Annotated in this window: 16 protein-coding genes, 2 pseudogenes, 1 riboswitch and 1 other annotated feature; of the genes and pseudogenes, 10 read left to right on the top strand and 8 right to left on the bottom strand. The window is 36.6% G+C overall.

Annotation, left to right across the window (positions count from 1 at the left end; translation table 11 throughout):
* Nucleotides 1–189 precede the first annotated feature (189 nt).
* Nucleotides 190–1,291, bottom strand: a pseudogene (proB, locus tag ACEWFJ_RS13695) (glutamate 5-kinase).
* 167 nt (nucleotides 1,292–1,458) lie between these two features.
* Nucleotides 1,459–1,669 (bottom strand) — a binding site (T-box leader).
* Between the two features lie 355 nt (nucleotides 1,670–2,024).
* Here proB and proC point away from each other — a divergent pair.
* Complete coding sequence (proC, locus tag ACEWFJ_RS13700) at nucleotides 2,025–2,843, top strand: pyrroline-5-carboxylate reductase (protein ID WP_473688922.1); 819 nt, start codon at nucleotides 2,025–2,027, stop codon at nucleotides 2,841–2,843.
* Nucleotides 2,844–3,094: 251 nt separating this feature from the next.
* Here the strand turns inward: proC and ACEWFJ_RS13705 are convergent, their stop codons facing one another.
* Both ACEWFJ_RS13705 and ACEWFJ_RS13710 read right to left on the bottom strand, forming a co-directional pair.
* Nucleotides 3,095–4,222: an NAD(P)/FAD-dependent oxidoreductase gene (locus tag ACEWFJ_RS13705; RefSeq protein WP_473688923.1), complete on the bottom strand. Its 1,128-nt coding sequence runs from the start codon at nucleotides 4,220–4,222 to the stop codon at nucleotides 3,095–3,097.
* A 266-nt stretch (nucleotides 4,223–4,488) separates the two neighbouring features.
* Nucleotides 4,489–5,331, bottom strand: a complete 843-nt coding sequence (locus tag ACEWFJ_RS13710; protein WP_473688924.1) for an SDR family oxidoreductase — start codon at nucleotides 5,329–5,331, stop codon at nucleotides 4,489–4,491.
* 489 nt (nucleotides 5,332–5,820) lie between these two features.
* Between ACEWFJ_RS13710 and secY the strand changes: the two genes are divergently transcribed.
* Complete coding sequence (secY, locus tag ACEWFJ_RS13715) at nucleotides 5,821–7,125, top strand: preprotein translocase subunit SecY (RefSeq protein WP_473688925.1); 1,305 nt, start codon at nucleotides 5,821–5,823, stop codon at nucleotides 7,123–7,125.
* A gap of 94 nt (nucleotides 7,126–7,219) precedes the next feature.
* Here the strand turns inward: secY and ACEWFJ_RS13720 are convergent, their stop codons facing one another.
* A complete protein-coding gene (locus tag ACEWFJ_RS13720; RefSeq protein WP_473688926.1) occupies nucleotides 7,220–8,137 on the bottom strand; it encodes a DMT family transporter in 918 nt (305 codons plus the stop codon).
* Between the two features lie 148 nt (nucleotides 8,138–8,285).
* Here ACEWFJ_RS13720 and pdxR point away from each other — a divergent pair, with 148 nt between their 5' ends.
* On the top strand, nucleotides 8,286–9,722 hold the full coding sequence (gene pdxR / locus ACEWFJ_RS13725; RefSeq protein ID WP_473688927.1) for a MocR-like pyridoxine biosynthesis transcription factor PdxR: 1,437 nt from the start codon (nucleotides 8,286–8,288) through the stop codon (nucleotides 9,720–9,722).
* 15 nt (nucleotides 9,723–9,737) lie between these two features.
* Here the strand turns inward: pdxR and ACEWFJ_RS13730 are convergent, their stop codons facing one another.
* The 4 genes from ACEWFJ_RS13730 to ACEWFJ_RS13745 form a co-directional block, all read right to left on the bottom strand.
* Nucleotides 9,738–10,235, bottom strand: a complete 498-nt coding sequence (locus tag ACEWFJ_RS13730; RefSeq protein WP_473688928.1) for a DUF421 domain-containing protein — start codon at nucleotides 10,233–10,235, stop codon at nucleotides 9,738–9,740.
* A 175-nt stretch (nucleotides 10,236–10,410) separates the two neighbouring features.
* Nucleotides 10,411–10,782: an ArsR/SmtB family transcription factor gene (locus tag ACEWFJ_RS13735; protein WP_473688929.1), complete on the bottom strand. Its 372-nt coding sequence runs from the start codon at nucleotides 10,780–10,782 to the stop codon at nucleotides 10,411–10,413.
* Nucleotides 10,783–11,202: an SRPBCC family protein gene (locus ACEWFJ_RS13740; protein WP_473688930.1), complete on the bottom strand. Its 420-nt coding sequence runs from the start codon at nucleotides 11,200–11,202 to the stop codon at nucleotides 10,783–10,785. It abuts the gene before it with no gap.
* A 196-nt stretch (nucleotides 11,203–11,398) separates the two neighbouring features.
* Nucleotides 11,399–12,277, bottom strand: a complete 879-nt coding sequence (locus ACEWFJ_RS13745; RefSeq protein WP_473688931.1) for an SDR family oxidoreductase — start codon at nucleotides 12,275–12,277, stop codon at nucleotides 11,399–11,401.
* A 212-nt stretch (nucleotides 12,278–12,489) separates the two neighbouring features.
* Between ACEWFJ_RS13745 and ACEWFJ_RS13750 the strand changes: the two genes are divergently transcribed.
* The 7 genes and pseudogenes from ACEWFJ_RS13750 (at nucleotide 12,490) to ppsA (ending at nucleotide 22,819) form a co-directional block, all read left to right on the top strand.
* On the top strand, nucleotides 12,490–12,942 hold the full coding sequence (locus ACEWFJ_RS13750) for a PH domain-containing protein (RefSeq protein ID WP_473688932.1): 453 nt from the start codon (nucleotides 12,490–12,492) through the stop codon (nucleotides 12,940–12,942).
* A gap of 45 nt (nucleotides 12,943–12,987) precedes the next feature.
* A complete protein-coding gene (locus ACEWFJ_RS13755; RefSeq protein ID WP_473688933.1) occupies nucleotides 12,988–13,521 on the top strand; it encodes an NTPase in 534 nt (177 codons plus the stop codon).
* Nucleotides 13,522–13,737: 216 nt separating this feature from the next.
* Nucleotides 13,738–13,858, top strand: a riboswitch (glycine riboswitch).
* 107 nt (nucleotides 13,859–13,965) lie between these two features.
* Entirely contained in the window at nucleotides 13,966–15,333 is a 1,368-nt protein-coding gene (locus tag ACEWFJ_RS13760; RefSeq protein WP_473688934.1) for an alanine/glycine:cation symporter family protein, read from the top strand.
* Nucleotides 15,334–15,571: 238 nt separating this feature from the next.
* Entirely contained in the window at nucleotides 15,572–16,534 is a 963-nt protein-coding gene (locus ACEWFJ_RS13765; RefSeq protein ID WP_429719511.1) for an AAA family ATPase, read from the top strand.
* The gene (locus tag ACEWFJ_RS13770) at nucleotides 16,534–17,739 is read left to right on the top strand and encodes a DUF58 domain-containing protein (protein WP_473688935.1); all 1,206 of its coding nucleotides are present in this window, start codon (nucleotides 16,534–16,536) and stop codon (nucleotides 17,737–17,739) included. Before ACEWFJ_RS13765 ends, ACEWFJ_RS13770 begins: the two co-directional genes overlap by 1 nt.
* Before the next feature lie 9 nt (nucleotides 17,740–17,748).
* Nucleotides 17,749–19,975: pseudogene (locus ACEWFJ_RS13775) on the top strand (transglutaminase TgpA family protein).
* A gap of 243 nt (nucleotides 19,976–20,218) precedes the next feature.
* Nucleotides 20,219–22,819 (top strand): phosphoenolpyruvate synthase, encoded by a 2,601-nt coding sequence (gene ppsA / locus ACEWFJ_RS13780; RefSeq protein WP_473688936.1) that lies wholly within the window; start codon nucleotides 20,219–20,221, stop codon nucleotides 22,817–22,819.
* Nucleotides 22,820–23,146: the final 327 nt, after the last annotated feature.

The following is a 23,146-nucleotide window of genomic DNA, read 5'->3' on the forward strand; positions in this document are numbered from 1 at the left end:
CCCTTTTAAAAATTAAAAAGTATAAAATTTGAGACGTGTCCAACTCCGTCAACTAGGCACTACCATCCAAGACTCTCCTGCATAATTGTTAGTTGAATCAATCGGACGCTTAGAGCGAGAAAAGACAAACAGCGCATTTTATGACGGAGGACCCTGTGTTCTTCACTTGAACGAGCCATCTCTCTATTCTTAAAATGAAACCCAATTATCCCTATGAATGACCTCATAGCTATGCCTTTCGCCTCGCGCTTGAATGTCTTGGCTCTGCATACCTTTTAGCTCCCGCAATTCTTCTGCGCTATATCTGCACTGTCCTTTCCCTATCACGCGTCCTTGTTGCGTGATGACCTCCACGACTTCTCCGGCTTGAAAGATCCCAAACACACCGGTAACACCGGCAGGCAGAAGACTTTTTCACGCTGAATGATGGCAGCGGCTGCTCCGGCATCCACTTCGATTTGTCCGCTGACAAACGAATGCAGCGCGATCCATTGCTTGTTCATCTTGATCACTTTTTGAGGCGTATTACCGATATACGTTCCATCACCTTTACCCTTCAAAACATCTAAAAACTTCTCCCGTCCACATCCTGTTCCGATGAATACACTCACACCGAGAGATAGTGCCGTCTTTGCCGCATCGATTTTCGATTTCATGCCGCCGGTACCAAGTTTTGAGCCAGCATCTCCAGCAAGAGAGGCGATTTCTTCCGTAACGGCAGGGAGAAAGTAATACTTTTTCGCGTCCGGATTTTTCTGGGGATTCCGGTCATACAAACCGTTCACATCCGTAAAAATCATGAGCATATCCGCCGAGACAAGCCCGCTTACTAAAGCTGACAGCATGTCATTATCACCAAACGTCAGCTCCTCCAAAGAAATAGAATCGTTTTCATTGATTATAGGAAGAGCGGAGCGGTTTAGTAGCTCCGATAAAGTGGCGTAGGCATTGCTGTATTGTTCTTTTCTGGAAAAATCGCTTCTTGTCAGCAGAAGCTGCGCAGTAACAATCCCATATTTGCGGAATTCCTCCGTATACGCCTGCATCAACAGACTTTGCCCAACAGCGGCGGCAGCCTGCTTCCCTTTAATTGTCACTGGTCGGCCGGGATACCCGAGAGCGGAAAACCTGCGGCGACGGCCCCAGATGTAATCAGCACGATTTCATGTCCTTCCTGCTTCAGTCGCGCCAAGGCGGCAACGTGATCTGAAAGCTGTTCGCCAGAGATGCCGCCATGATTCGCTGCCAAGGAACTGCTTCCGATTTTTACGACAATTCGTTGTTTTTTCACTTTTGTACCCCTAGTCTAAAATAAAAGTTTTTTGTAAATTGTGCTGCTTCTTTTTTCAAATGGAGACAAACTATTCTTCTACCACGTGCAATTTGCAGCAAAAAATCCCTCACCAATGATGCCTATCTCGCAATAAAGAGCCAAATAAAAAAGACCGCTCCGTCCTTAAAAAGGACGAAACGGTCATTGTTCCGCGGTACCACCTTCATTGATATAAATCTATATCCGCTTGTCGCCTGTAACGCAGGCATACGCTTAAACTTTCGTTTAAGACTCAGGGATAGGTTCGATAGTTTCTATACGAGGAATCTTTCAGCCCGCGGATTCCACTCTCTTGCGCAAGAAGACATATGTACTAGTTCCCTTCAACGATTTCCACTTTAATTTTTATATAGTATGCGATATAACGCATTTTTATGTCAAGAGATATTTTAGAAAATAAGGAAAGATAGTGATACGTTTATATTCTCCAAAATTATTTAAAATGTTATTGAGTGGTATATAACAAAACATATTAAATTATAGAAAATGTACTTGTTTAGTGCAGAATAAAAGTGATTTCTATATATTTTTTGTATTGCAAAAAATAGTGTACTCTCTTAAAATGTTTTTTTATACTAATCTCGATATAGTTTATAATGTTTATTTCTTCTGTACGGGATATCATTAATTTTTTAGAATAATAATTTCAAACCAATAAAATTTATACTAAAAGGAGCAAGAGCGAGTTATTATGAACAAACAAATAGGATTCATCGGATGTGGAAACATGGGTATCGCTATGATAGGTGGAATGATTAACAAAAATATAGTTTCTTCAGATAAAATAATTTGTTCAGATGTAAGTGTCATTAATTTAAAAAATGCTAGTGAAAAATATGACATAACTACAACTACTGACAACAATGAAGTAGCTAACAATGCTGATATTTTAATTTTGTCAATCAAACCAGACCTATACTCATCAGTAATTAACCAAATAAAAGAGCAGATAAAAAACGATGTAATAGTCGTAACTATTGCTGCGGGAAAAAGTATTAAGAGTACTGAGAATGCTTTCGGCAGAAAGTTAAAGGTTGTTAGAGTAATGCCTAATACACCTGCTCTTGTTGGAGAAGGAATGTCTGCGTTATGTGCTAATGAAATGGTTACAGAAAAAGATCTAGAAGACATACTAAATATATTTAATAGTTTTGGCCAAACAGAGATAGTAAATGAAAAATTAATGGATGTTGTAACATCTGTAAGTGGTTCTTCTCCAGCATATGTATATATGTTTATAGAAGCCATGGCAGATGCTGCTGTACTAGATGGTATGCCAAGAGCTCAAGCATATAAATTCGCAGCTCAAGCTGTATTAGGTTCTGCAAAAATGGTACTTGAAACAGGAATACATCCAGGCACACTTAAAGATATGGTTTGTTCTCCAGGTGGAACGACAATAGAAGCTGTAGCAACATTAGAGGAAAAAGGCTTAAGAACAGCTATCATTTCAGCTATGAAACGTTGTACTCAAAAATCTGTTGAAATGTCCAGTTTAACTAGTAAGTAAGAAATTACGTTTAGAGGTAACATCACATCCATCAATTTAAGCTATTTTAAAGTTAAAAGCCTGTTACTATTTTCTTATAGGGGTACCGTAACATAGCCATCAAGCTAAGAAATCCTTTTCTCTTCACAACAAAAAAAGAATCTTAATTCTTATAAATAGTTGTAGAGAAAGAAAATTTTTGTTATGAATTATTTTATTTTTTAGGCTGATGGGCATGTAGGCTACCCCTATATGTAATACATACTATTTCTCTAATTCTTTGGTTGCTCAATTGCCCCAGCTACATCGTAATAACTAAGATCGAGTTCTGTCTGTTCACCAAGAGCAAGTTTCGCAAGCTCAGAACCTAAGTAAGGTCCTGCTGTTAATCCAGAAGCACCAAGTCCGTTGGCAACTAGTATGCCTTCGAAGTTAGGTAATGCACCAATTACAGGAAGGAATCCTGGTGTAAATGGTCTATATCCGACTCGTGTTTCAAGTACCGTGCTATTTGATAGACCTGGAGCAATCGATAACGCTTTATCAAATACTTCATGTAATCCACCTGCTGTTACTCGGTAATCAAATCCAGTATCATTTTCATGTGTTGCACCTACTACGACACGACCATCTTCAAACGCAAGAATGTACTGGTCATTTGGCGGCATAACAACAGGCCAACTTTCTGTATTTATTTCTGGCATATGGAGATGAACAATTTGCGCTTTTTGGAATGTAACTAAGAAATTAACACCAAGCGGCTGCAATAACTCATTTGCCCAAGCGCCAGCAGTTACGATCACTTGATCAGCTGTTAAAGTCTCACCATTTACTTCAATGCCAATAACTCGATTATCTTCATGAACTAATGATGCCTCTCCCTTGATACATACAGCGCCATGTTTTTTAGCTGCATTTACAAGAGACTGACGAAGTGCTCTACCGTTTACACGAGCAGCACCGCTAATATGTACAGCGCTATATTCTTCTGATAACGGCGGAAATAAGCTCTTTGTCTCGGAACTTGATAGACGAGTAATTTCACCGATTTCCGGAGCATCCTCACGTCGTTTATATGCCCGCTCTTCCATTTGATCTAATTTTTTCTCTTCTGTATGAAGACTAATTGCACCTACACGTTTATAACCTGTATCCGTTTCGCCATCCGCTTCTAATTGTTGAATTAAAGAAGCATAGTAACGAGCCCCGCCTTTTGCGATTTGATACCAAGCTTTATTCCGTCGCTGCGAGAGCCAAGGACATACAATTCCCGCCGCTGCATCAGTCGCCTGTCCTAAATCTTGGCGATCGATCAATGTAACATGTACTCCCGCCTTTGCAAGATGATAAGCAGTAGATGCTCCAAGAATTCCAGCTCCAACTACAATATACGATTTCATTTATAACACCTTTTCTATTTTGTTCTTTATAGGTCATAGTGAAACAACCTATGTTAATAAAGTTTGAAACATATTCAGTATACTGGACAAGTACATTTTTTCAACCTTTCCATTTACAACATTTTATCTAATTTCATTGAAAGGGTAAAATTATTACAATAAAAAACCATCACATAGGTACGCTCTTAGGTGATGGTTTTTTATTGTTTGGTGTGGGGGAAATACCCAGTTTGAATAATAACATTTAATATTAGTTTTGTAAGTATTTAGCCGTTCACAATTTCCCCACCATTCACGTGCAGAATTTGCCCTGATATGTAAGATGCATCATCGGAGGCCAAGAATACATAAGCAGGTGCCACTTCAAACGGTTGGCCGGTTCGCTTCATAGGAACATGGTCTCCAAATGTGGCAATCCATTCTGGAGGTAAGGAAGATGGAATTAATGGAGTCCAAATTGGTCCTGGGGCCACACCATTAACTCGAATCCCTTGCGATGCCAGTGACAATGATAGCGAACGTGTAAATGAAACAATGGCTCCTTTAGATGCCGAGTAGTCAATTGCATCTTGATCTCCCTGATAGGCACTAAGGGATGTTGTATTTATTATGGAGCTCCCTGAACTCATGTATGGTAAAGCAGCTTTCGTAAAAATAAACTGCGAAAAAACATTTGTGTGAAAGATGCTTGCTCGTTGATTCGAGTCTACATTAAGTAGACTGTTCCTTATGTATAGTACACCGGCATTATTCACCAAAATGTCAATACGACCAAACTGGTGAATCGTTTGCATTACAGCTTGTTGGCAATGCTGCTCATACCCAATATCACCTGGAATAGTAATGCAACTACGGCCGTACTTTTTGACATAGAACTCCGTTTCTTTTGCATCGCTGTGTTCATTTAAGTATGAGATTGCAATGTCTGCACCCTCTTTCGCAAAGGCTACAGCGACGGCTCTCCCAATTCCACTATCCCCACCAGTTATAAGCGCTACCTTATTTATAAGCTTACCGGCTGGTTTGTAATTGGGGTTATCAAATATAGGTCTGGGGTTCATTAATGATTCAATGCCAGGTTTACTTTGTTGTTGAGGCGGGAAACCCATCACATACACCCCTCTCGGCATTTTTCTATAACGTATTATGATATTCAAGAAAATATATCCTTTTCAAAAAATTAAATAGAGGAAGTGAGGGTGTAAATTACAGCGACTTCAGCAACAGAACCGAAGCTGGATCCACCTACAAAAAATTCTCCAGGCCCATAAGGATTAAGAGTCAGTCCTCCTCTTGCGCTATACCCAGCCCACATTTTTAATGACATTCCATAAAGATGCTATAAAAAAGTATACTTCTTGTATTTCCCATTCTTTTCAGCCTTATCTATGTACAAATCCTCATTTTATAGTTATATTATGGTTATTGAGTTGTTACGAAAATACAACCATCGCTTTATTTTATATCCATAAACTGTATGAAAATCCATTTGTCATAATGAATTTTATTCGGAAGGAGGTTTGCAGTTTATACGTGAGGATATAAATACCAGTTTTTCTTTACTTGAAATAACTGGTGAAAATATAGGAGGCGACATAATGTTTCGTACAATTTCAAACTTTATGAGAGTGACTGAAATACGAAGGAAGATCCTTTTTACTTTAGCAATGTTAATTGTTTTTCGGATTGGCACATTCATTCCAGTTCCTCATACTAATGCCGAGGTATTAAAAGTACAAGATCAAACTAATATTTTAGGAATGCTCAATATATTTGGCGGAGGTGCCCTGAAAAACTTTTCGATTTTTGCAGTTGGCATCACACCATATATTACAGCCTCTATCATCGTACAGTTATTACAGATGGATGTCGTTCCTAAATTTACAGAGTGGGCAAAGCAAGGTGAAATGGGCCGTAAAAAATCAGCTCAATTTACCCGCTACTTTACAATTGTTCTTGCATTCATTCAGGCGATAGGAATGTCTATCGGCTTTAACAATATAGCAGGTGGACGATTAATAACTGATCCAGGTTGGAAAACTTATTTATTAATCGCTACCGTATTAACTGCTGGTACTGCGTTTTTAATGTGGTTAGGTGAACAAATTACTGCAAATGGAGTCGGAAACGGAATTTCAATTCTTATCTTTGCAGGCCTTATTGCAGCGATTCCAAATGTTGTGAATCAAGTGTATGTACAGCAATTTCAAAATGCTGGAGATCAACTCTTTATGCATATTATAAAAATTGCATTAATTATTTTAGTCATTTTAGCAATCATCGTTGGTGTAATCTATATTCAGCAAGCAAATCGGAAAATTCCTATTCAATATGCAAAAGCTTCTACTGGGAACAATCCGTATCAAGGAGCAAAAAATACACACTTACCTCTTAAGGTAAATAGCGCAGGTGTCATTCCTGTTATCTTTGCTTCAGCATTTTTAATGACGCCGCGGACAATTGCACAGCTATTTCCAAACTCTGCAGTGTCCAAATGGATAAATACAAACTTGGATTTTACACATCCAGTTGGAATGTTTCTATACATTGGCCTCATTATTGCTTTTACATACTTTTATGCCTTTATTCAAGTAAACCCTGAACAAATGGCTGAAAACTTGAAAAAGCAAAATGGATATGTTCCAGGTATCCGACCAGGGAAAATGACAGAGCAATACGTAACAAAAATCTTATATCGCTTAACTTTTATTGGGGCAATTTTTTTAGGAACCATTTCTATTTTACCAATTATATTTACAAAAGTTTCTGATTTACCCGCTTCTGCTCAAATCGGCGGGACAAGTTTACTCATTATTGTCGGTGTGGCACTAGAAACAATGAAAACGTTAGAAAGCCAGCTCGTGAAACGCCACTACAAAGGATTTATAAAGAAAGTAAATTAGCGTTTTATACATAAACCTCTCATGTATCAATGTTTTAACGATACATGAGAGGTTTTTTTAATACGTATGAATTAGATTTCTTTTGTAATAACTCTTACATCTCTTTTTTCAATAGCTTCCCTTGTCTCCAATACAACTCAAGTGTGGATCGATTCGCCATAAAAACACCAATCAAAATGAAACAAGCTCCAATTCCCATTTCTGGTTTAATTGGTTCACCTAAAAATATATATCCTGTTATGACAGCAATTAATGGAGATACATAAAGCCAAGTAGATGGAAATACAGGATTGGTTTTAGATAACAGCCAATAGTATAAGCCATGCCCACCAATCGAACCTATAAATATTAAATACAGAATCGGCCATTGAATGTTCCATGAAGTTAAGACAGATAGATTCGGATGTTCTAATAGGAGAGAACAAACAATTAGTAACAGACCTCCATACAACATTTGAATGCCATTAATCAAAAACGGTGAGACATTTGATAAATCTGATAAAATTTCCTTTGAACGGATCGTACCCATTCCGTAGAAAAATTCTCCTACTAATATAACAAGGCAAGCAACACTCCACATATAAGAAAATTGCTGCTGTAACCCCGGTAAAGAAATGCACACTACTCCAATAAGAGCAATCATAAGGGCAAAAAGCTGCTCTCTTCTCAATTTTCTTTTCGTTCGTTTCGCTTGAAGCAATAAAATCATCATTGGACCTGTAGCGGAAAGAACAGCTGCTAATCCCGATGAGATATACTGCTCTGCCCAATATAAAGTTGCAAAGGTCATAAATGTAAGACAAAAGCCAGCAAATATAATTCTTTTTGTTAAAAGGTATGGTATGACTTGTTTCCGTTTCACGATAAAAAACATGATAACGATTATACCGGCAAAAAAGAAACGAATCCCCGCTGAAAAAAGCGGTGGAGTCCCTGCTGCGATTCCGATTTTAATCGTTAAAAATGTCGTCCCAAAAATAATACAAATAAGAAGATAATTAAAAATAACCATAATGCTTCCTCCCTTTCATTGTTGAAATGAGTATAGAGGAAACAGTGTATAACAGTACATCAAGCTATATAACAGTTGCATGAATTTTCTGTTGATTGTAAAGTTTTTTTCAGTTTAAATGAAAATAAAAAGAAGATTAGGTGAGATAATGAAAATTGTACTCCGAAAAGAATCTAATATACCGTTCTACCAGCAAATCTACGAGCAAATCGTTCAGCGTATTCAAGGTGGCATGTTAGCAGATGGAGACCCCCTTCCTTCTCTACGTATCATGGCAGATGATTTAAAAATAAGTGTATTGACGGTTCGGAAAGCATATAAACAGCTTGAGACAAAAGGTTATGTATACATACAACCAGGAAAAGGGGTTTACATAAGAGGAAAAAGAAATACTCCTCTAAACATACATGATCCTTATGACTGGCAACATATGAAAGCTGTTAATGTGATAAGGTCTCAATATATTATCAATCGCCACAAAAAGTATTATGATTTTTCTCAGGCCATTCTCTACCCACGTCTTTTACCTAATCCGTTTCTATCAGGCGAAATGCAAAAAATATTAGACAAAGACAAAATGATTTTGGCCACATACGGACCTGTACAAGGTGATGAAGAACTTTGCATGGAAATTAGCAAATATTTAAAAGACTATCAAAGATTAACAGCCGATCCTGCTCATTTATTAATTACAAGTGGTGCCCAGCAAGGCATTGATTTAATTGCTCAAACATTATTAAAGCCTGGGGACACAGTAATAGTAGAAAGTCCGTGCTATGGTGCTGCAATTGATGTGTTTGTTAACAAAGGAATCAACGTTATTCCCGTTGAGCTTGATGAACAAGGCATCCGTTCTGATTTATTAGATGAGGTGTGTCAAAAGAATAATCCAGTTTTGTTATATGTGAATCCTGCCTTTCATAATCCGACTGGAATATTAATGAGTGAACGAAGAAGAAAAGAGCTTATAGAACTAGCAGAATTTTATCATTTTTTTATTATTGAAGATGACTCTTTTGGTGAGATCTATTTTAATGATATTGAGCTTCCGGCTCCTATTAAACATTTTGATAAGAACGGTCATGTCATTTATTTAAAAGGATTCAGTAAAACGTTAGCACCAGGGCTTCGTATTGCAGCCTTAGTCGCAGAAGGGCCTGTATTTGATTGGTTATATGCTGCGAAAGCATTAATGGATATAGGTAGTCCACTAATAACGCAAAAAGCCATTCTACCTTTTTTGCGGACAGAAAGAATGAAGAATCATTTAGAAAAACTACGGACTGCCTTACAAATGCGTCGGGATGCTACGATAAAAACCCTTGCACCCTTAACAGATATACTTCATTTTCAAATACCACAAGGTGGCTTTAACTTATGGATTTCCCTTCCGGGCTCAATGGATTCATTTGCATTACTTAAAAAAGCAAATGAAGTTGACGTTTCTTTTTTACCAGGAACAGCTTGCTTTGTTCACGAGTCAAAACACGAGTATATGCGTATCAGCTATTCTATGCTAAATGATCAAGATTTAATTGTCGGACTACAAAAACTACGTGAGATAATTTTCGATTTCCAAAAATAGGCATAATTATATTCCTTATTCTTTAGAAATGTATTGACGCAGTACCTTTTCTAGCACTTCACGAGTAACCGGTTGAGCTTGAGCAGTTAATTGATATCCGATACGACCATTTGGCTCCGCAGTTACTTGCTGTAATGTTTGAATGTCATGAATTCCCTGTACTCTTAGATGCATAAATAATTGCTGTTCTGTCATTTTGGCACGTTTTAAATTGTTCTTTAAAAGTTCTCCATCTTTAATAAGAACGATATTATCACCATTTAGAAATTGTTCCACCTTTCGTGATTTCATTTCTAAATAATGAATTATAAATAAAATCCCAGAAAATATACATGTAGCGAGTATAGTTGGTCCTATTTTCTTATTTAACACTGGTTCTACAATAATTCGCCCAATAGATACAACGATAATAATTTCAGCTCTCGTCATTTGACTAAGAGTTTTACTCCCCGTTAACTTTAAACCGAGGATGCCTGTAACGATTAGTATGATGCTTTCAAAAACAATATTCATCTACAGTCCATTCCTTTAATGGAAATTTATATATAGCATTGCCATTAATAAAATTCTTTAAAAAAGGTTACTGTGAATTTATAAAAATATGTAGCACAAACTAAATTTAATTCTGTATATGAAATAAAAAAGAGTATGTTTAAAACATACTCTTTTTATTTAGAAGAAAATTATCTTATTCCTCTTGTTTATTCAATTTTGTTTCAACAATTTTTAATCCATTGTTCTCTCCATTTTCAACCACATGTTTCAAAATGGATAATTTATTATTCCAAAATTGTTCGTAAAATGAAAGCCACTGCTTTAATTCTTGTAAAGGTTCTGGCTGCAGCTGATAAATTTTTTCTCTCCCTACCTTTTTTCCACTCACTAGCTTTGCTTCTGAAAGAATGTGAAGATGTTTTGTGACAGCTGTACGACTAATTGGAAAATGAGATGCTATTTCTGAAATAGGCAATTCTTTTTCTGCCAATAATCGAAGTACCTCTCTGCGAGTTGGATCAGCAATCGCTTGAAATACATCATATGTTTCTGCTAATGGAGACACTTAACCTTCAATAACCTTTTTAAGTTTTTCATTAACAATGCCAGTCCAACCATATGCCATTCTCTCGCGAATAATAGCACTTTTCTCACTTGGTTTCGGAAGAATAAAGTCAGGTTCTTTCCAACCGCCATGAATGAGTGTAAATTCTGTCTTATCTCCTAAGTCTTTCAAAACAAAAGAAACAATCCAACCGTCTGTATCCCACGCAAAAGAAAGTTGATGAGGAGCATCTATTTCTAATACTTTACATGGAGATGGACCAAAAGGTGATTGGATATGAAATTCATATCCTACTTCTGGTTGAAAATCATTTGGCATAAACCATAATGCAATACCTTCCGCAGTTGATACTGTATCCCATACTTTTTGAATAGGTGCTTCTAGCACGATAGTTTGTTTAATATCTTGTAACGTATTCATATTACTTTTCCTTCTTTCCTAATTTTAAAATACAACCTTTTGGTTTCACTTCCATAGAATATAACACCTTATGGTTGCATGTCAATATTAATAAACCTTTTAGCAATCATTTGAATATTGAAGACGACTGAAATAAATAAAAAACCCGTATGATTACGAGTTTTTATCTATTCTTTCCTAAATCAATGGAAATTCTTTATAAAGTATGTTGTACATGTTCTTCAAAATATTTTCCCCAATCAGGTTGTCTTCCATCTATATCTTTGAATTTATATTCTCTCGCTAATTCCCACGAACTAAGTGCTTTTCCTGTTTTCTTATGAACATTCGGATCGCTCGCTAAAGCAGCAATTGCTCTTCCGATAAAAAATGGTGTTTCTGATGCAATGAAATGCGGATCTGTTTTTGCTCCTTCTTGCCAATTTTCTTCTGTCACACCGAATATATCTAACATAGCTTCAGAACGTAAAAATCCTGGACTCACTGCAACAGACGTTATGTTGTAAGGGGCCAAGTCTTTTGCCATTGCTTGCGCTAAATGAATTGTTGAAATTTTAGCAAGGCTATAAAACATATTCCCTCGATACTCATAATCAACACCATCTGTAATTTCAATAACGAGCCCTTTCTTATTTTTCACCATAAGCGGGATGCCGTAATGACTTGTAATCATATGAGAATGTACTGCAGTTGTTTGCATTTGGATTCCATTATCTAAATTATGTTCCCAAAATGGTACATTCCATTCTGTTAGCGGATCGCCTCCCCATACATCATTCACTAAAATATCTAACTGTCCATTCTGCTCTTTTTCAATCTTCGCAAATAAAGCTGCAACATCTTCTTTCACCGTATGATCAACGCGAACTGCAATTCCTTTTCCACCATGCTTCGTTACAAGTTCAGCCGTTTCTTCAATTGTCTCCGTTCTTCCCATTGATGATAAATTTCCTTTTGTACTTCTTCCTGTCACATATACAGTAGCACCGGCTTCACCAAGCATCATCGCAATACCACGTCCGGCACCACGTGTTCCACCAGCCACTACTGCAATTTTTCCTTGTAATGGTTTCATGTGTTTCTCCTCTGCCATAATATTAGTTATATTTCATTTCAAGAAACTAACATCTTTCCTCTTTATTTTGCCATCTAAATTCCACAAAAACTACCTCAACTTCAACTTTTATTCCTTAACGTAACATCTTCCTAATTATACAAATGAAAACGTGGTAATATTTGTATATACCCCAAAAAAAGCCATCATTTCTGAAAGGAGAAGGTGATGTAATGAGATGGAAAGTACGACGAGATCGAGGATATTGGTATATGATAATTGGAACCATTCTGTTATGTAATACACTTCTTTCTCTTCCACTTTTACTAGATAAAACATTGAATTCTGTGGATTGGTTCATCATTCCCAGTTTCATTTTGATATTTGATTTATTTATGTTATGGACTATTTTCGGGATTCGCTATGAATTGCGAGAAAAGAGTTTATATGCAAGATGTGGTCCTTTTTGGTGCAATGTTCCCTATGAAAATATTACAGGGATTCATCCAACTGATGATATGCTTATGGGGTTTCGCCCAGCAGCTGCATTTCACGGTGTAGAAATTCACTATCCAAATGCTACATTTGGCAGTGTCAAACTATCACCAGAAAACGAAGAATTGTTCATACAAACTTTACTTGCTAAGTGTCCTCATATACAAAATAGTGAAATGAAACATTTCTAATTCAACAAGTAGTTACTCTTACGACACAGGAGGATGTATTTCTTTATGGGAAATCATTTTTTTCTAACTGGCAAGCCGAGAGTAGGTAAAACTACGGTTTTAAAGAAAATAATAAATGCACTTGGAATAGAAAACTTTGGAGGGTTTTATACCGAAGAAATCGTAGAGAACTCTAATAGAACTGGTTTTAAAATTATCTCTCTTGACGGAGAAGAAGCAGTGATTGCAGATGTTAATTCTAAAAGTGATATTAGAGTAGGCAGATATGGCGTAAATGTTTTTGAATTTGAAAGGATAGCTATTCAATCTATTCAAAATAACGCAAAGAAGATTATAGTGATAGATGAGATTGGTCCTATGCAAATCGCATCTCCAAAATTTCTATTTACTATCAATCAATTCATGAAAAATTCTCAAACTGTGTTAGGAACAATATACTATGATTCTCATCCTAAAATAGATAAAATAAAGGCTAATAGTGAAATGAAGATGTATGAATTAACGCGTGAAAATTATAATGACGTGCTTACTAGAGTGATGTATGAATTACGAAAGACAAGCCTTTTTCAGCCTAAATAAGTAGATAAAAATTATTGGTTTATAAATATTAATTATGAATCTATATATTTTTAATTCTTGACTTAAAATATAAATCATGATTATAATAACTCATATTAATTTCATAGCATTCGGATGAACCATACAGGAGAAGATCTTTTGATCTACCGATGGGGCAAAAAGCTGGTCGGACAGCTTTGAAACTCTCAGGTCTTGTATTCAAGTAGAACTGTATGGGGACGAATCTCTGGAGAGACTCCCTCCTATTGCATAGCAAAAAGGAGGAAACAGAGCACCGAAGGAGCAAATCTGCTATTATAGCGGATAATCTCTCAGGTAAAAGGACAGAGACAAGCAACAGAAAATACCGATTCCCGAATCGGTTTATTTTTCTATTCCTTGTATCTCCAGAGACCATTTCGTTTATATGAAATGGTTTTTTATTTTTTGTAAAGGAGAATAAAGATGGAAACAGTAAATCAAGTTTTAGAAGTAATCAATCATTACGTATGGGGACTACCTACACTGTTACTGCTTGTTGGAACAGGAATCCTCCTTACAGTACGCCTACGAGGCTTGCAATTTGTTAAACTATTATATGCACATAAACTAGCATTCGGAAAATCAGAGGACAAATCTTCTAAAGGAGACATTAGCCATTTCCAAGCATTGATGACTGCTATGTCAGCCACAATCGGTATGGGGAATATCGCCGGCGTTGCAACAGCAGTGTCTATTGGGGGACCTGGCGCAATATTTTGGATGTGGATTACTGCCTTGTTTGGAATGGCAACAAAATATTCGGAAGCGATTCTTGCGGTAAAGTATCGCATTCATGGAGCTAACGGTGAATACTCTGGTGGCCCAATGTATTACTTAGAACGCGGACTAGGAAAGAAATGGCTAGCTATATTATTTGCTATTTTCGGAACAACAGCTTCATTTGGAATCGGAAATATGGTGCAATCCAACTCTGTTGCTCAGGCCATGAAAATTAATTTTTCCGTATCACCTATTGTGACTGGAATCGTAATGGCGCTTTTCATCGCAATAGTCATTTTAGGCGGAGTCAAAAAAATAGGAAAAGTAACAGGTTACTTTGTTCCGATTAAAGCTTTCTTTTATATACTTGCTGGACTTATTATTATTTTTTATCATATAGATCAAATTCCGGAAGCATTTCAGCTCATCTTTTCAGGTGCTTTTAACGGCACTGCAGCTGCTGGCGGTTTTGCCGGAGCAACTGTTGCTTCAGCTATTCAAATTGGGATGGCGCGAGGTGTATTTGCAAACGAAGCGGGACTTGGAAGTGCACCAATTGCAGCTGCTGCTGCGAAAACGGATTCCCCCGCTAAACAAGCACTCGTATCTATGACTGGTACGTTCCTTGATACATTTGTCGTATGTACGATTACTGGTCTAGTACTTATTACAACAGGCGCTTGGAATTCTGGTAAAACAGGTGTTGAAGCGACGACATTTGCATTCCAAACTGTATTTGGAAACGCCGGAAGTATGATTCTTGGCATTGCAATTATTTTATTTGCTTACTCAACGATGTTAGGCTGGTCATATTATGGGGAAAAATGTGTGGAGTATTTATTTGGCCGTAATGCTGTTCGATACTACCGTTTCATTTTTGTTGGTATGGTCGCGTTTGGAGCAAATTTAAAACTAGGACTTGTTTGGACGTTTTCTGATATTGCAAACGGACTAATGGCAATCCCAAATTTAATTGGTCTTATTGGATTAAGCGGAATTGTTGTTACAGAAACAAAGCTCTTTTTACAAGCAGAAAAATCAAATAATTCTAACAATCAGATTGCAAGTTAATCAAATTGAAAAGGCTATATTATTCATTATACAGCCTTTTCTTATTGAACCCTACTTCATGTGCATATCACCTAAAAACAACACAAAATATTTTAAAAATGTAGAGTAGGATTTTCCTAGAAGGTATAGAAGTTATAAAGTAATTAGAAGAGACAATCACCTCTTAGATTAATTCCACTGTAACATACCCAAAGATTCAATTCTTATTTACATAGATCATAAAATTAGGAGGCATACGATGACACAGCTTGATTCGTTACATCCAATTGTCGAAAAGATAATCAACAATATCGAAAAAGTGATGGTCGGAAAACGAAAAGAAACCATTCTTACCTTGACAGCTCTTTTAGCTGAAGGTCATGTGCTATTAGAAGATGTTCCAGGTGTCGGAAAAACAATGCTGGTACGCACCCTTGCTAAATCAATCGATGCCGATTACAAACGAATTCAATTTACACCTGATTTACTACCATCAGATGTAACAGGCGTTTCTATTTATAATCCGAAAGAGCTACAATTTGAGTTCAAACCAGGACCAATTATGGGAAATTTCGTACTTGCTGATGAAATTAACCGTACATCACCGAAGACACAATCCGCCTTACTGGAAAGTATGGAGGAAGGTAATATTACAATAGACGGTATAACTAGACCTCTACCAAATCCATTTTTTGTAATGGCCACACAAAACCCAGTCGAATACGAAGGAACATACCCTTTACCGGAAGCTCAGCTTGACCGTTTCTTATTAAAACTAAAAATGGGTTATCCTACAGCAGAAGAAGAATTTGAAATTTTAAACCGTATGGAAAAAACAAATCCACTCTCCCATTTACAGGCTATTATTACAATAGAAGAATTGCTGAAATTAAAGCAAAGCGCACAAGAAATATATATAGAAAAAGCAATCAAGCATTACATCGTAAAACTCGTCAATCAAACTCGTTATTATAGTTCTATACAGTTAGGAGCAAGTCCCCGAGGTTCCATCGCTTTAATGAAGGCTTCACAGGCTTATGCGTTCATCCACAACAGGAATTATGTTATTCCGGATGATGTTAAATTTTTGGCCCCGTATGTTTTAGCTCATAGACTCATTCTAAAAATGGAAGCAAAATTTGAAGGAATAACAGGAGAAAAAGTCATCGCAAAAATTGTCGCACGAACTTCAGTGCCGACTCAAAGGACGATAAATCCTTGATGAAGAAGCTACTACGAGCAGTTTATAACATTGGAAAGTTATTGATAATTCCTTTATTCCTTGTCTTAACATTTTTATATGCCATGATACACGGAGGATTTGTAAGTTGGTTTTTATTTTATAGCACTCTCCCTTTTGGCTTCTATTCAATGCTGCTTCCCTTTTACGCTTTGCGGGATGCTGAAGTAAAACGCACAACAAATCAAAAGGAATACATAGCCGGAGAACAATTTCGAAGCACTATTATAATAGAAAGAAAAATCCCTTTTCCCTTACTTTATTTAATTATAGAAGATGAACTTCCTCCACAATTTAAAAATTATAAACAAGCAAAGGCTGCCAAAGTAATACTATTTCCAGGATTCAAACGAAAGATTTCGTATCAATATGTAATCAACACAATCCCGAGGGGAGAACACACTTTTTCAAATGTACGTGTAAAAACCGGCGATATATTCGGTATTATTGAAAAAGATATCATGTTTTCAGTTCCTAATACATTTATAATCTATCCTCAATATATGAATATAAATTATAAACAATTGGAAAATCATTTCGAACAAGGAGCGCTCTCAGCAAACATAAATTTAACAAAAGATTCTACAGTCTCAGTTGGTGTCCGGCAGTATAAACCCGGTGATCGCTTTTCATGGATCGATTGGAAAGCAACCGCTCGAAAAAATAATATTATGACGAAAGAATTTGAACAACAGCGGAGTCAAGATGTCATGATTTTTATGGATAGAACTCCATCTCCCCTATTCGAGTCGATTGTTACGTTTACAGCCTCTCTCGTCAGAGCTATCTTAAAACAGCATTCACCAGCATCATTCGTATCTGTCGGAAAAGAACAGACTGTTTTCCCTTTGCACAACGGAGATACGCAGCTGCAACAAATCTTTCGTCATTTAGCAAAGGTGCAAGCAGACAGTATATTCCCGCTCTCTCAAACTGTAGAAATGGAATTAAGAAAAATGTATCAACCAGTAACAGTTATACTCGTGACAAGTGATCTTTCTCCCGACATTTTAAAAACAGCTGAAGGTTTGGCAATAAAAAATAGAAGACTGATAGTGTTTGTCGTGAAAGAAAAAGCGAACCAATTCTCAAATCGTGAACTAAGTATATTAGAAGCACTGCAAAAACGAAAAATATTTGTAAAAGCGGCTTATGATAATCGTTATACAAATGTGTTTTTTGATTGAGGTGAACAAATGATGACACTACATACAAAAAAACAATGGGATATAAGTAGATTCCTCATGTATTTATGTGGGTTTCTTATTTTACTAGAGTGGTTAAGACCACTTATAGGTGTTACGAGTATGGAGAGATTAGATATTTTTGCAGCATTTATAGGGATTTGCTTCTCTCTCTCCTTTTTACAAACAAGATGGCAAATTCCAGTAAAAATTGCAGTTATTTTATTCATTATTCATTCCCTATATTATAAAGGTACTTTTATTAATCCATCTTGGATGACATCATTCTTTTCTGATATTTTCCAAAATATCACTCTTCTCTTTCAAGCAAATTGGCAAGGTCTTTCCGCAGTTTTTCGCACCTGTTTATTTTTTCTATTGCTCTGGTTTTTATGTTCTCTCATCTCTTATTGGATGATTCGTCAAAAACATGGACTGTTATTTCTTATATTGACTATTATTTATATCACGACTTTTCATAACTTACACTTATACAACGCAAATCATGCAATTATTCGCACCATTGTCATCGGTTTTTTTATGCTTAGTCTTCTTCATATCGAACAGATAAAAGCGAATGAGCACTTACGACAGTATTCCAAACTGATATCTAAATTACATATACCACTTGCTATATGTATTGTATTATCCGTAGCCATCGCATATTTTGCTCCAAAGTTTGGCCCTCAATGGCCAAATCCTATTACTTTTTTAAAATTCGATACAGCTACAACAAGTAAGAAAGCTGAATTTTCAAAAATCGGATATAGTGTAGATGACTCTCAACTAGGTGGCCCTTTTAAGCCAGATGATACAATTGTTTTCACAGCACAAACGCAAAATAGTCAATATTGGAGAGTAGAAACAAAAGACTTTTATACCGGAAAAGGCTGGGAAGTTTCTGAAGCACCAAAAAAAATTCTTTTAAGAATAAAAACAACGTAGTGAAGTGGTATGAATCGAATATAAAAACGAGTACAGCTGTAGCAACAGTTAACATGCAAAAAAGTTATCCTCATCTTATTTATCCCGCAGGATTAGTGTCAGTTGAAGCTGTTTCAGATGTATCATTCAGCGTTGATCCGTTTTCAGAAAAAATTTATACAATGAAAGAAGGATCCTCTACCTCTTTAAACAAATATAAAGTGACTTATGAAATTCCTCAATTTTCCGTAGAAAACTTGAAAGCTATAAAAACGGATGAGAGTATGGAGACAAGTCCTTATTTCATGGCAAAATATACACAACTTCCCGAATCATTACCACAACGAGTAAAAGACTTGGCAATACATCTTACAAAAGATAAAATCACTCGATATGATAAAGTATTAGCTATCGAAAGTTACTTCGTAGACAATTCCTTTGTATATGAAACAGAACATGTTGTGGTACCTGGCAAAAACCAAGATTACGTAGATCAATTCATTTTCGATACGAAAAGCGGATACTGTAATAATTTTTCAACGTCCATGATTGTATTACTTCGTTCTGTTGGTATTCCCGCGCGTTGGGTGAAGGGTTATACCGAAGGCACTCTTGACGATACGATAGTTGATTTAGAGGGTGATAGCGTCTATAAAATTACTAATAATGATGCACACTCTTGGGTGGAAGTATATTTTCCAGGATACGGCTGGGTCCCATTCGAACCAACAAAAGGATTCAGCAACCCGTATAACTTTACAAACGACGGTCCAGCTTCCGGTTCACAAAATAGCGAAGTGATTAATCCTAACAATGAACAAATACAACAGCGAAATAATGAAGCGAAACACAAAAATCTAATAGAAAATACCGAAGAATCCTCTACCAAAAAGATGACGAATTCTAAAAAAGACTTTTCTTGGTGGTACTTATTCCTCACTATTATATCAATAAGTATAATTAGCTATATTCTCTTTACTACTAGAATGAAGTGGCTTACATTTTTCTTGATTCTCCTCTATAAATACCGAAAAGGTGATGCTGTTTATCCAAAGGCTTACGAGGCACTCTTAAAACAATTTGCGAGAATAGGTATTCCCGCAACGAAAGCCAAACATTACGTGAGTACGCACTTCGTATAGATACGCTTTACAACTCAACTGATATGCAACAACTTACTCTTAGTTATGAGGATGCTATGTATCAAAAGGGACAGGCCGCATTGGAATGGAGAAAATCTGTTCGATTATGGGAACAACTCATGAAAAAAGCAGCCTCTCTTCCTAAATCAAATGACTTCGATGTAGTGATTTAATTTTGATAAAACAAATGGAAGAAAGTTGATTTTAACCATATTCATTGTGGGCTAAAAGGCATATGAGCTACTTTCGAGTGGATGAACCGAGGCATCAGTTTACTACTGTATGGTAAGGTTTAGCTATTTTTTGAACTCTTCCTAATTTAATTATAACATATAAAAAATGGTCAATATAGACTATTTATTCTCATTTACTACTGCTAAAATCAATAGAACATTAATGGTTAGGAGAGATGTAGAATGAGTTCTTTGGTTCTCGGTTTTCAGGAGATAGAAAAAACACAGCTTTTGCTCGTTGGCGGAAAAGGGTTAAATTTAGGGGAATTATCAAAAATTGAAGAAATACAAGTACCAGAAGGATTTTGTGTCACAACAGTGGGATATCAAAAAGCCATCGAACAAAACGAAACGTATCATGCTTTGTTGGATCGACTAACAACGCTAAAAGTAGAAGATCGAGATCAAATTGGTGAAATCAGCAGGAAGATTCGACAAATCATTATGGAAGTAGAGATTCCTTCCGATGTTGTGAAAGAAGTTACTCACTATCTCTCCCAGCTTGGTGATGAACATGCTTATGCAGTGCGTTCTAGCGCGACTGCTGAAGATTTACCACATGCCTCTTTTGCTGGTCAACAAGACACCTATTTAAATATCATCGGCAAAGAAGCAATCATGCAGCATATCAGCAAATGTTGGGCTTCCTTATTTACGGATCGCGCGGTAATCTACCGTATGCAAAATGGATTTGACCACAGTCAAGTTTATTTATCCGTTATCATTCAAAAGATGGTTTTCCCACAGGCTACAGGGATTTTATTTACCGCTGATCCGATTACTTCTAACCGAAAGCTGCTATCAATCGATGCCAGTTTTGGACTTGGAGAAGCACTGGTCTCTGGCTTGGTATCTGCCGATTGTTATAAAGTACAGGAAGAGGAAATCGTCGATAAGATGATAGCAACCAAAAAATTGGCTATCTATGGACTAAAAGAAGGCGGAACAGAGACACAGCAGATCGATCCTGATCAGCAAAAGACTCAAACACTTACTGAACAACAAATTTTACAACTGGCACGCATCGGAAAACAGATCGAAACTTATTTTGGCTGTCCGCAAGATATCGAATGGTGTTTGGTTGATGATACATTTTATATTGTCCAGAGTCGTCCAATCACTACTTTATACCCCATCCCTGAAGTGAATGATCAAGAAAATCACGTCTATGTATCTGTTGGTCATCAACAAATGATGACCGACCCCTTGAAACCATTGGGAATGTCTTTATTCCAGTTAACATCTTTTGGACCCAGGTTTAAAGCTGGTGGAAGGTTATTTGTTGATGTCACACATCAACTTGCTTCACCTGTCAGTAGAAACATTTTATTAAATGCCATGGGACAACACGATCCGCTCATGAAAGATGCCCTTATGAACATCATTGAGCGTGGAGATTTTATAAAATCGTTATCAAATGATAATAAAGCACCGAGTCCCACCAAAGGCAATACAGATATGCTGGAACAAATCGAAAACAATCCATCAATCGTTTCTGATTTAATTAAGCGTAGTCAAACATCCATAGAAGAGTTAAAACAAAACATTCAAATGAAAACAGGATCAGATTTATTTGATTTTATTCTAGAAGATATTAAAGAATTAAAGAAGATTTTATTTGACCCACAAAGTTCAGCTGTATTTATGGCTGCTATGGATGCTTCAACATGGATCAATGAAAAAATGAACGAGTGGTTAGGTGAAAAAAACGTAGCAGATACGCTTTCTCAATCTGTACCAAACAATATTACTTCGGAAATGGGTCTGGCGCTATTGGATGTCGCAGATGTGATTCGTCCTCATCCAGAAGTAATTGATTATTTACAACATGTAAAAGATGATAACTTTTTGGATGAACTGGTTAAGTTTGATGGTGGACAGGAAACCCAAGACGCTATCTATGATTATCTCAGCAAATACGGAATGCGATGTACCGGAGAAATCGATATTACTAAAACTCGTTGGAGCGAAAAACCAACTACACTTGTCACCATGATTCTTAGTAATATTAAAAACTTTGAGCCTAATGCTAGCAATCAGAAATTTGAGCAAGGGCGACAGGAAGCTTTGAAAAAAGAACAAGAGTTATTAGATCGATTGAAGAAATTACCGGATGGTGAACAAAAAGCCAAAGAAACAAAACGAATGATCGACCTAATCCGGAATTTCATCGGTTATCGAGAATATCCAAAATACGGCATGGTTAATCGCTACTTCGTTTATAAGCAGGCTTTACTGAAAGAAGCCGAACAACTCGTACAAGCCAACGTTATTCATGAAAAAGAAGATATATACTATCTCACTTTTGAAGAACTTCACGAAGTCGTACGCACAAATAAACTGGATTACCAGATTATCAGCAAACGAAAAGACGAGTACAAATTATATGAAAAACTAACTCCACCACGTGTTATCACGTCTAGTGGTGAAATCATTGTAGGTGAGTACAAACGAGAAAATCTCCCAGCCGAAGCTATTATAGGTCTACCTGTTTCTTCCGGAGTTATAGAGGGACGAGCACGTGTCATCTTAAACATGGAAGATGCTGATTTAGAAGATGGAGATATATTAGTCACCTCCTTTACTGACCCTAGCTGGACACCATTATTTGTATCCATAAAAGGCCTGGTCACCGAAGTTGGTGGACTGATGACCCATGGAGCAGTTATCGCACGTGAATATGGCTTGCCAGCAGTTGTTGGTGTGGAAAATGCTACCAAACTGATAAAAGATGGGCAACGAATTCGCGTGCATGGAACAGAAGGTTATATCGAAATATTGTAATTTCCGATTACTACCAGATTTAATTAGTAGCACCGCTCCAGTGGATACCAGAGCGGTGTCTCACAATCTTTCCATTGGGACAAAAAATTGAAGCCAACTTTATCGGTGGTGCATACTTAAAAATGATAGTTACCGATCCAACTCCACTCAATACATCCATATGGCCGACTTTCCAAATGTGGAGATCGGCTTTTTTATATAAATTTGTGAATGCTATCACTTAAACTATAGGGTGCTTTTTTGGAGTAACGAAAAAGTCCAATTTCTCAATTTTAATACTGAGAAATTGGACTTTTTAATATTATAATTTCCTTAACATTGTAAATC

It is taken from the genome of Bacillus sp. EA-CB0995 (assembly GCF_055814245.1).

Bases quoted from the DNA above. Each gene is read 5' to 3' on its own strand.
- ACEWFJ_RS13740 (WP_473688930.1), bottom strand. From the start codon at position 11,202: ATGAATACGTTACAAGATATTAAACAAACTATCGTGCTAGAAGCACCT.
- ACEWFJ_RS13745 (WP_473688931.1), bottom strand. From the start codon at position 12,277: ATGAAACCATTACAAGGAAAAATTGCAGTAGTGGCTGGTGGAACACGT.
- ACEWFJ_RS13730 (WP_473688928.1), bottom strand. From the start codon at position 10,235: ATGAATATTGTTTTTGAAAGCATCATACTAATCGTTACAGGCATCCTC.
- ACEWFJ_RS13760 (WP_473688934.1), top strand. From the start codon at position 13,966: ATGGAAACAGTAAATCAAGTTTTAGAAGTAATCAATCATTACGTATGG.
- ACEWFJ_RS13765 (WP_429719511.1), top strand. From the start codon at position 15,572: ATGACACAGCTTGATTCGTTACATCCAATTGTCGAAAAGATAATCAAC.
- proC (WP_473688922.1), top strand. From the start codon at position 2,025: ATGAACAAACAAATAGGATTCATCGGATGTGGAAACATGGGTATCGCT.
- ACEWFJ_RS13720 (WP_473688926.1), bottom strand. From the start codon at position 8,137: ATGGTTATTTTTAATTATCTTCTTATTTGTATTATTTTTGGGACGACA.
- ACEWFJ_RS13710 (WP_473688924.1), bottom strand. From the start codon at position 5,331: ATGGGTTTCCCGCCTCAACAACAAAGTAAACCTGGCATTGAATCATTA.
- secY (WP_473688925.1), top strand. From the start codon at position 5,821: ATGTTTCGTACAATTTCAAACTTTATGAGAGTGACTGAAATACGAAGG.
- pdxR (WP_473688927.1), top strand. From the start codon at position 8,286: ATGAAAATTGTACTCCGAAAAGAATCTAATATACCGTTCTACCAGCAA.
- ACEWFJ_RS13750 (WP_473688932.1), top strand. From the start codon at position 12,490: ATGAGATGGAAAGTACGACGAGATCGAGGATATTGGTATATGATAATT.
- ACEWFJ_RS13770 (WP_473688935.1), top strand. From the start codon at position 16,534: ATGAAGAAGCTACTACGAGCAGTTTATAACATTGGAAAGTTATTGATA.
- ppsA (WP_473688936.1), top strand. From the start codon at position 20,219: ATGAGTTCTTTGGTTCTCGGTTTTCAGGAGATAGAAAAAACACAGCTT.
- ACEWFJ_RS13755 (WP_473688933.1), top strand. From the start codon at position 12,988: ATGGGAAATCATTTTTTTCTAACTGGCAAGCCGAGAGTAGGTAAAACT.
- ACEWFJ_RS13705 (WP_473688923.1), bottom strand. From the start codon at position 4,222: ATGAAATCGTATATTGTAGTTGGAGCTGGAATTCTTGGAGCATCTACT.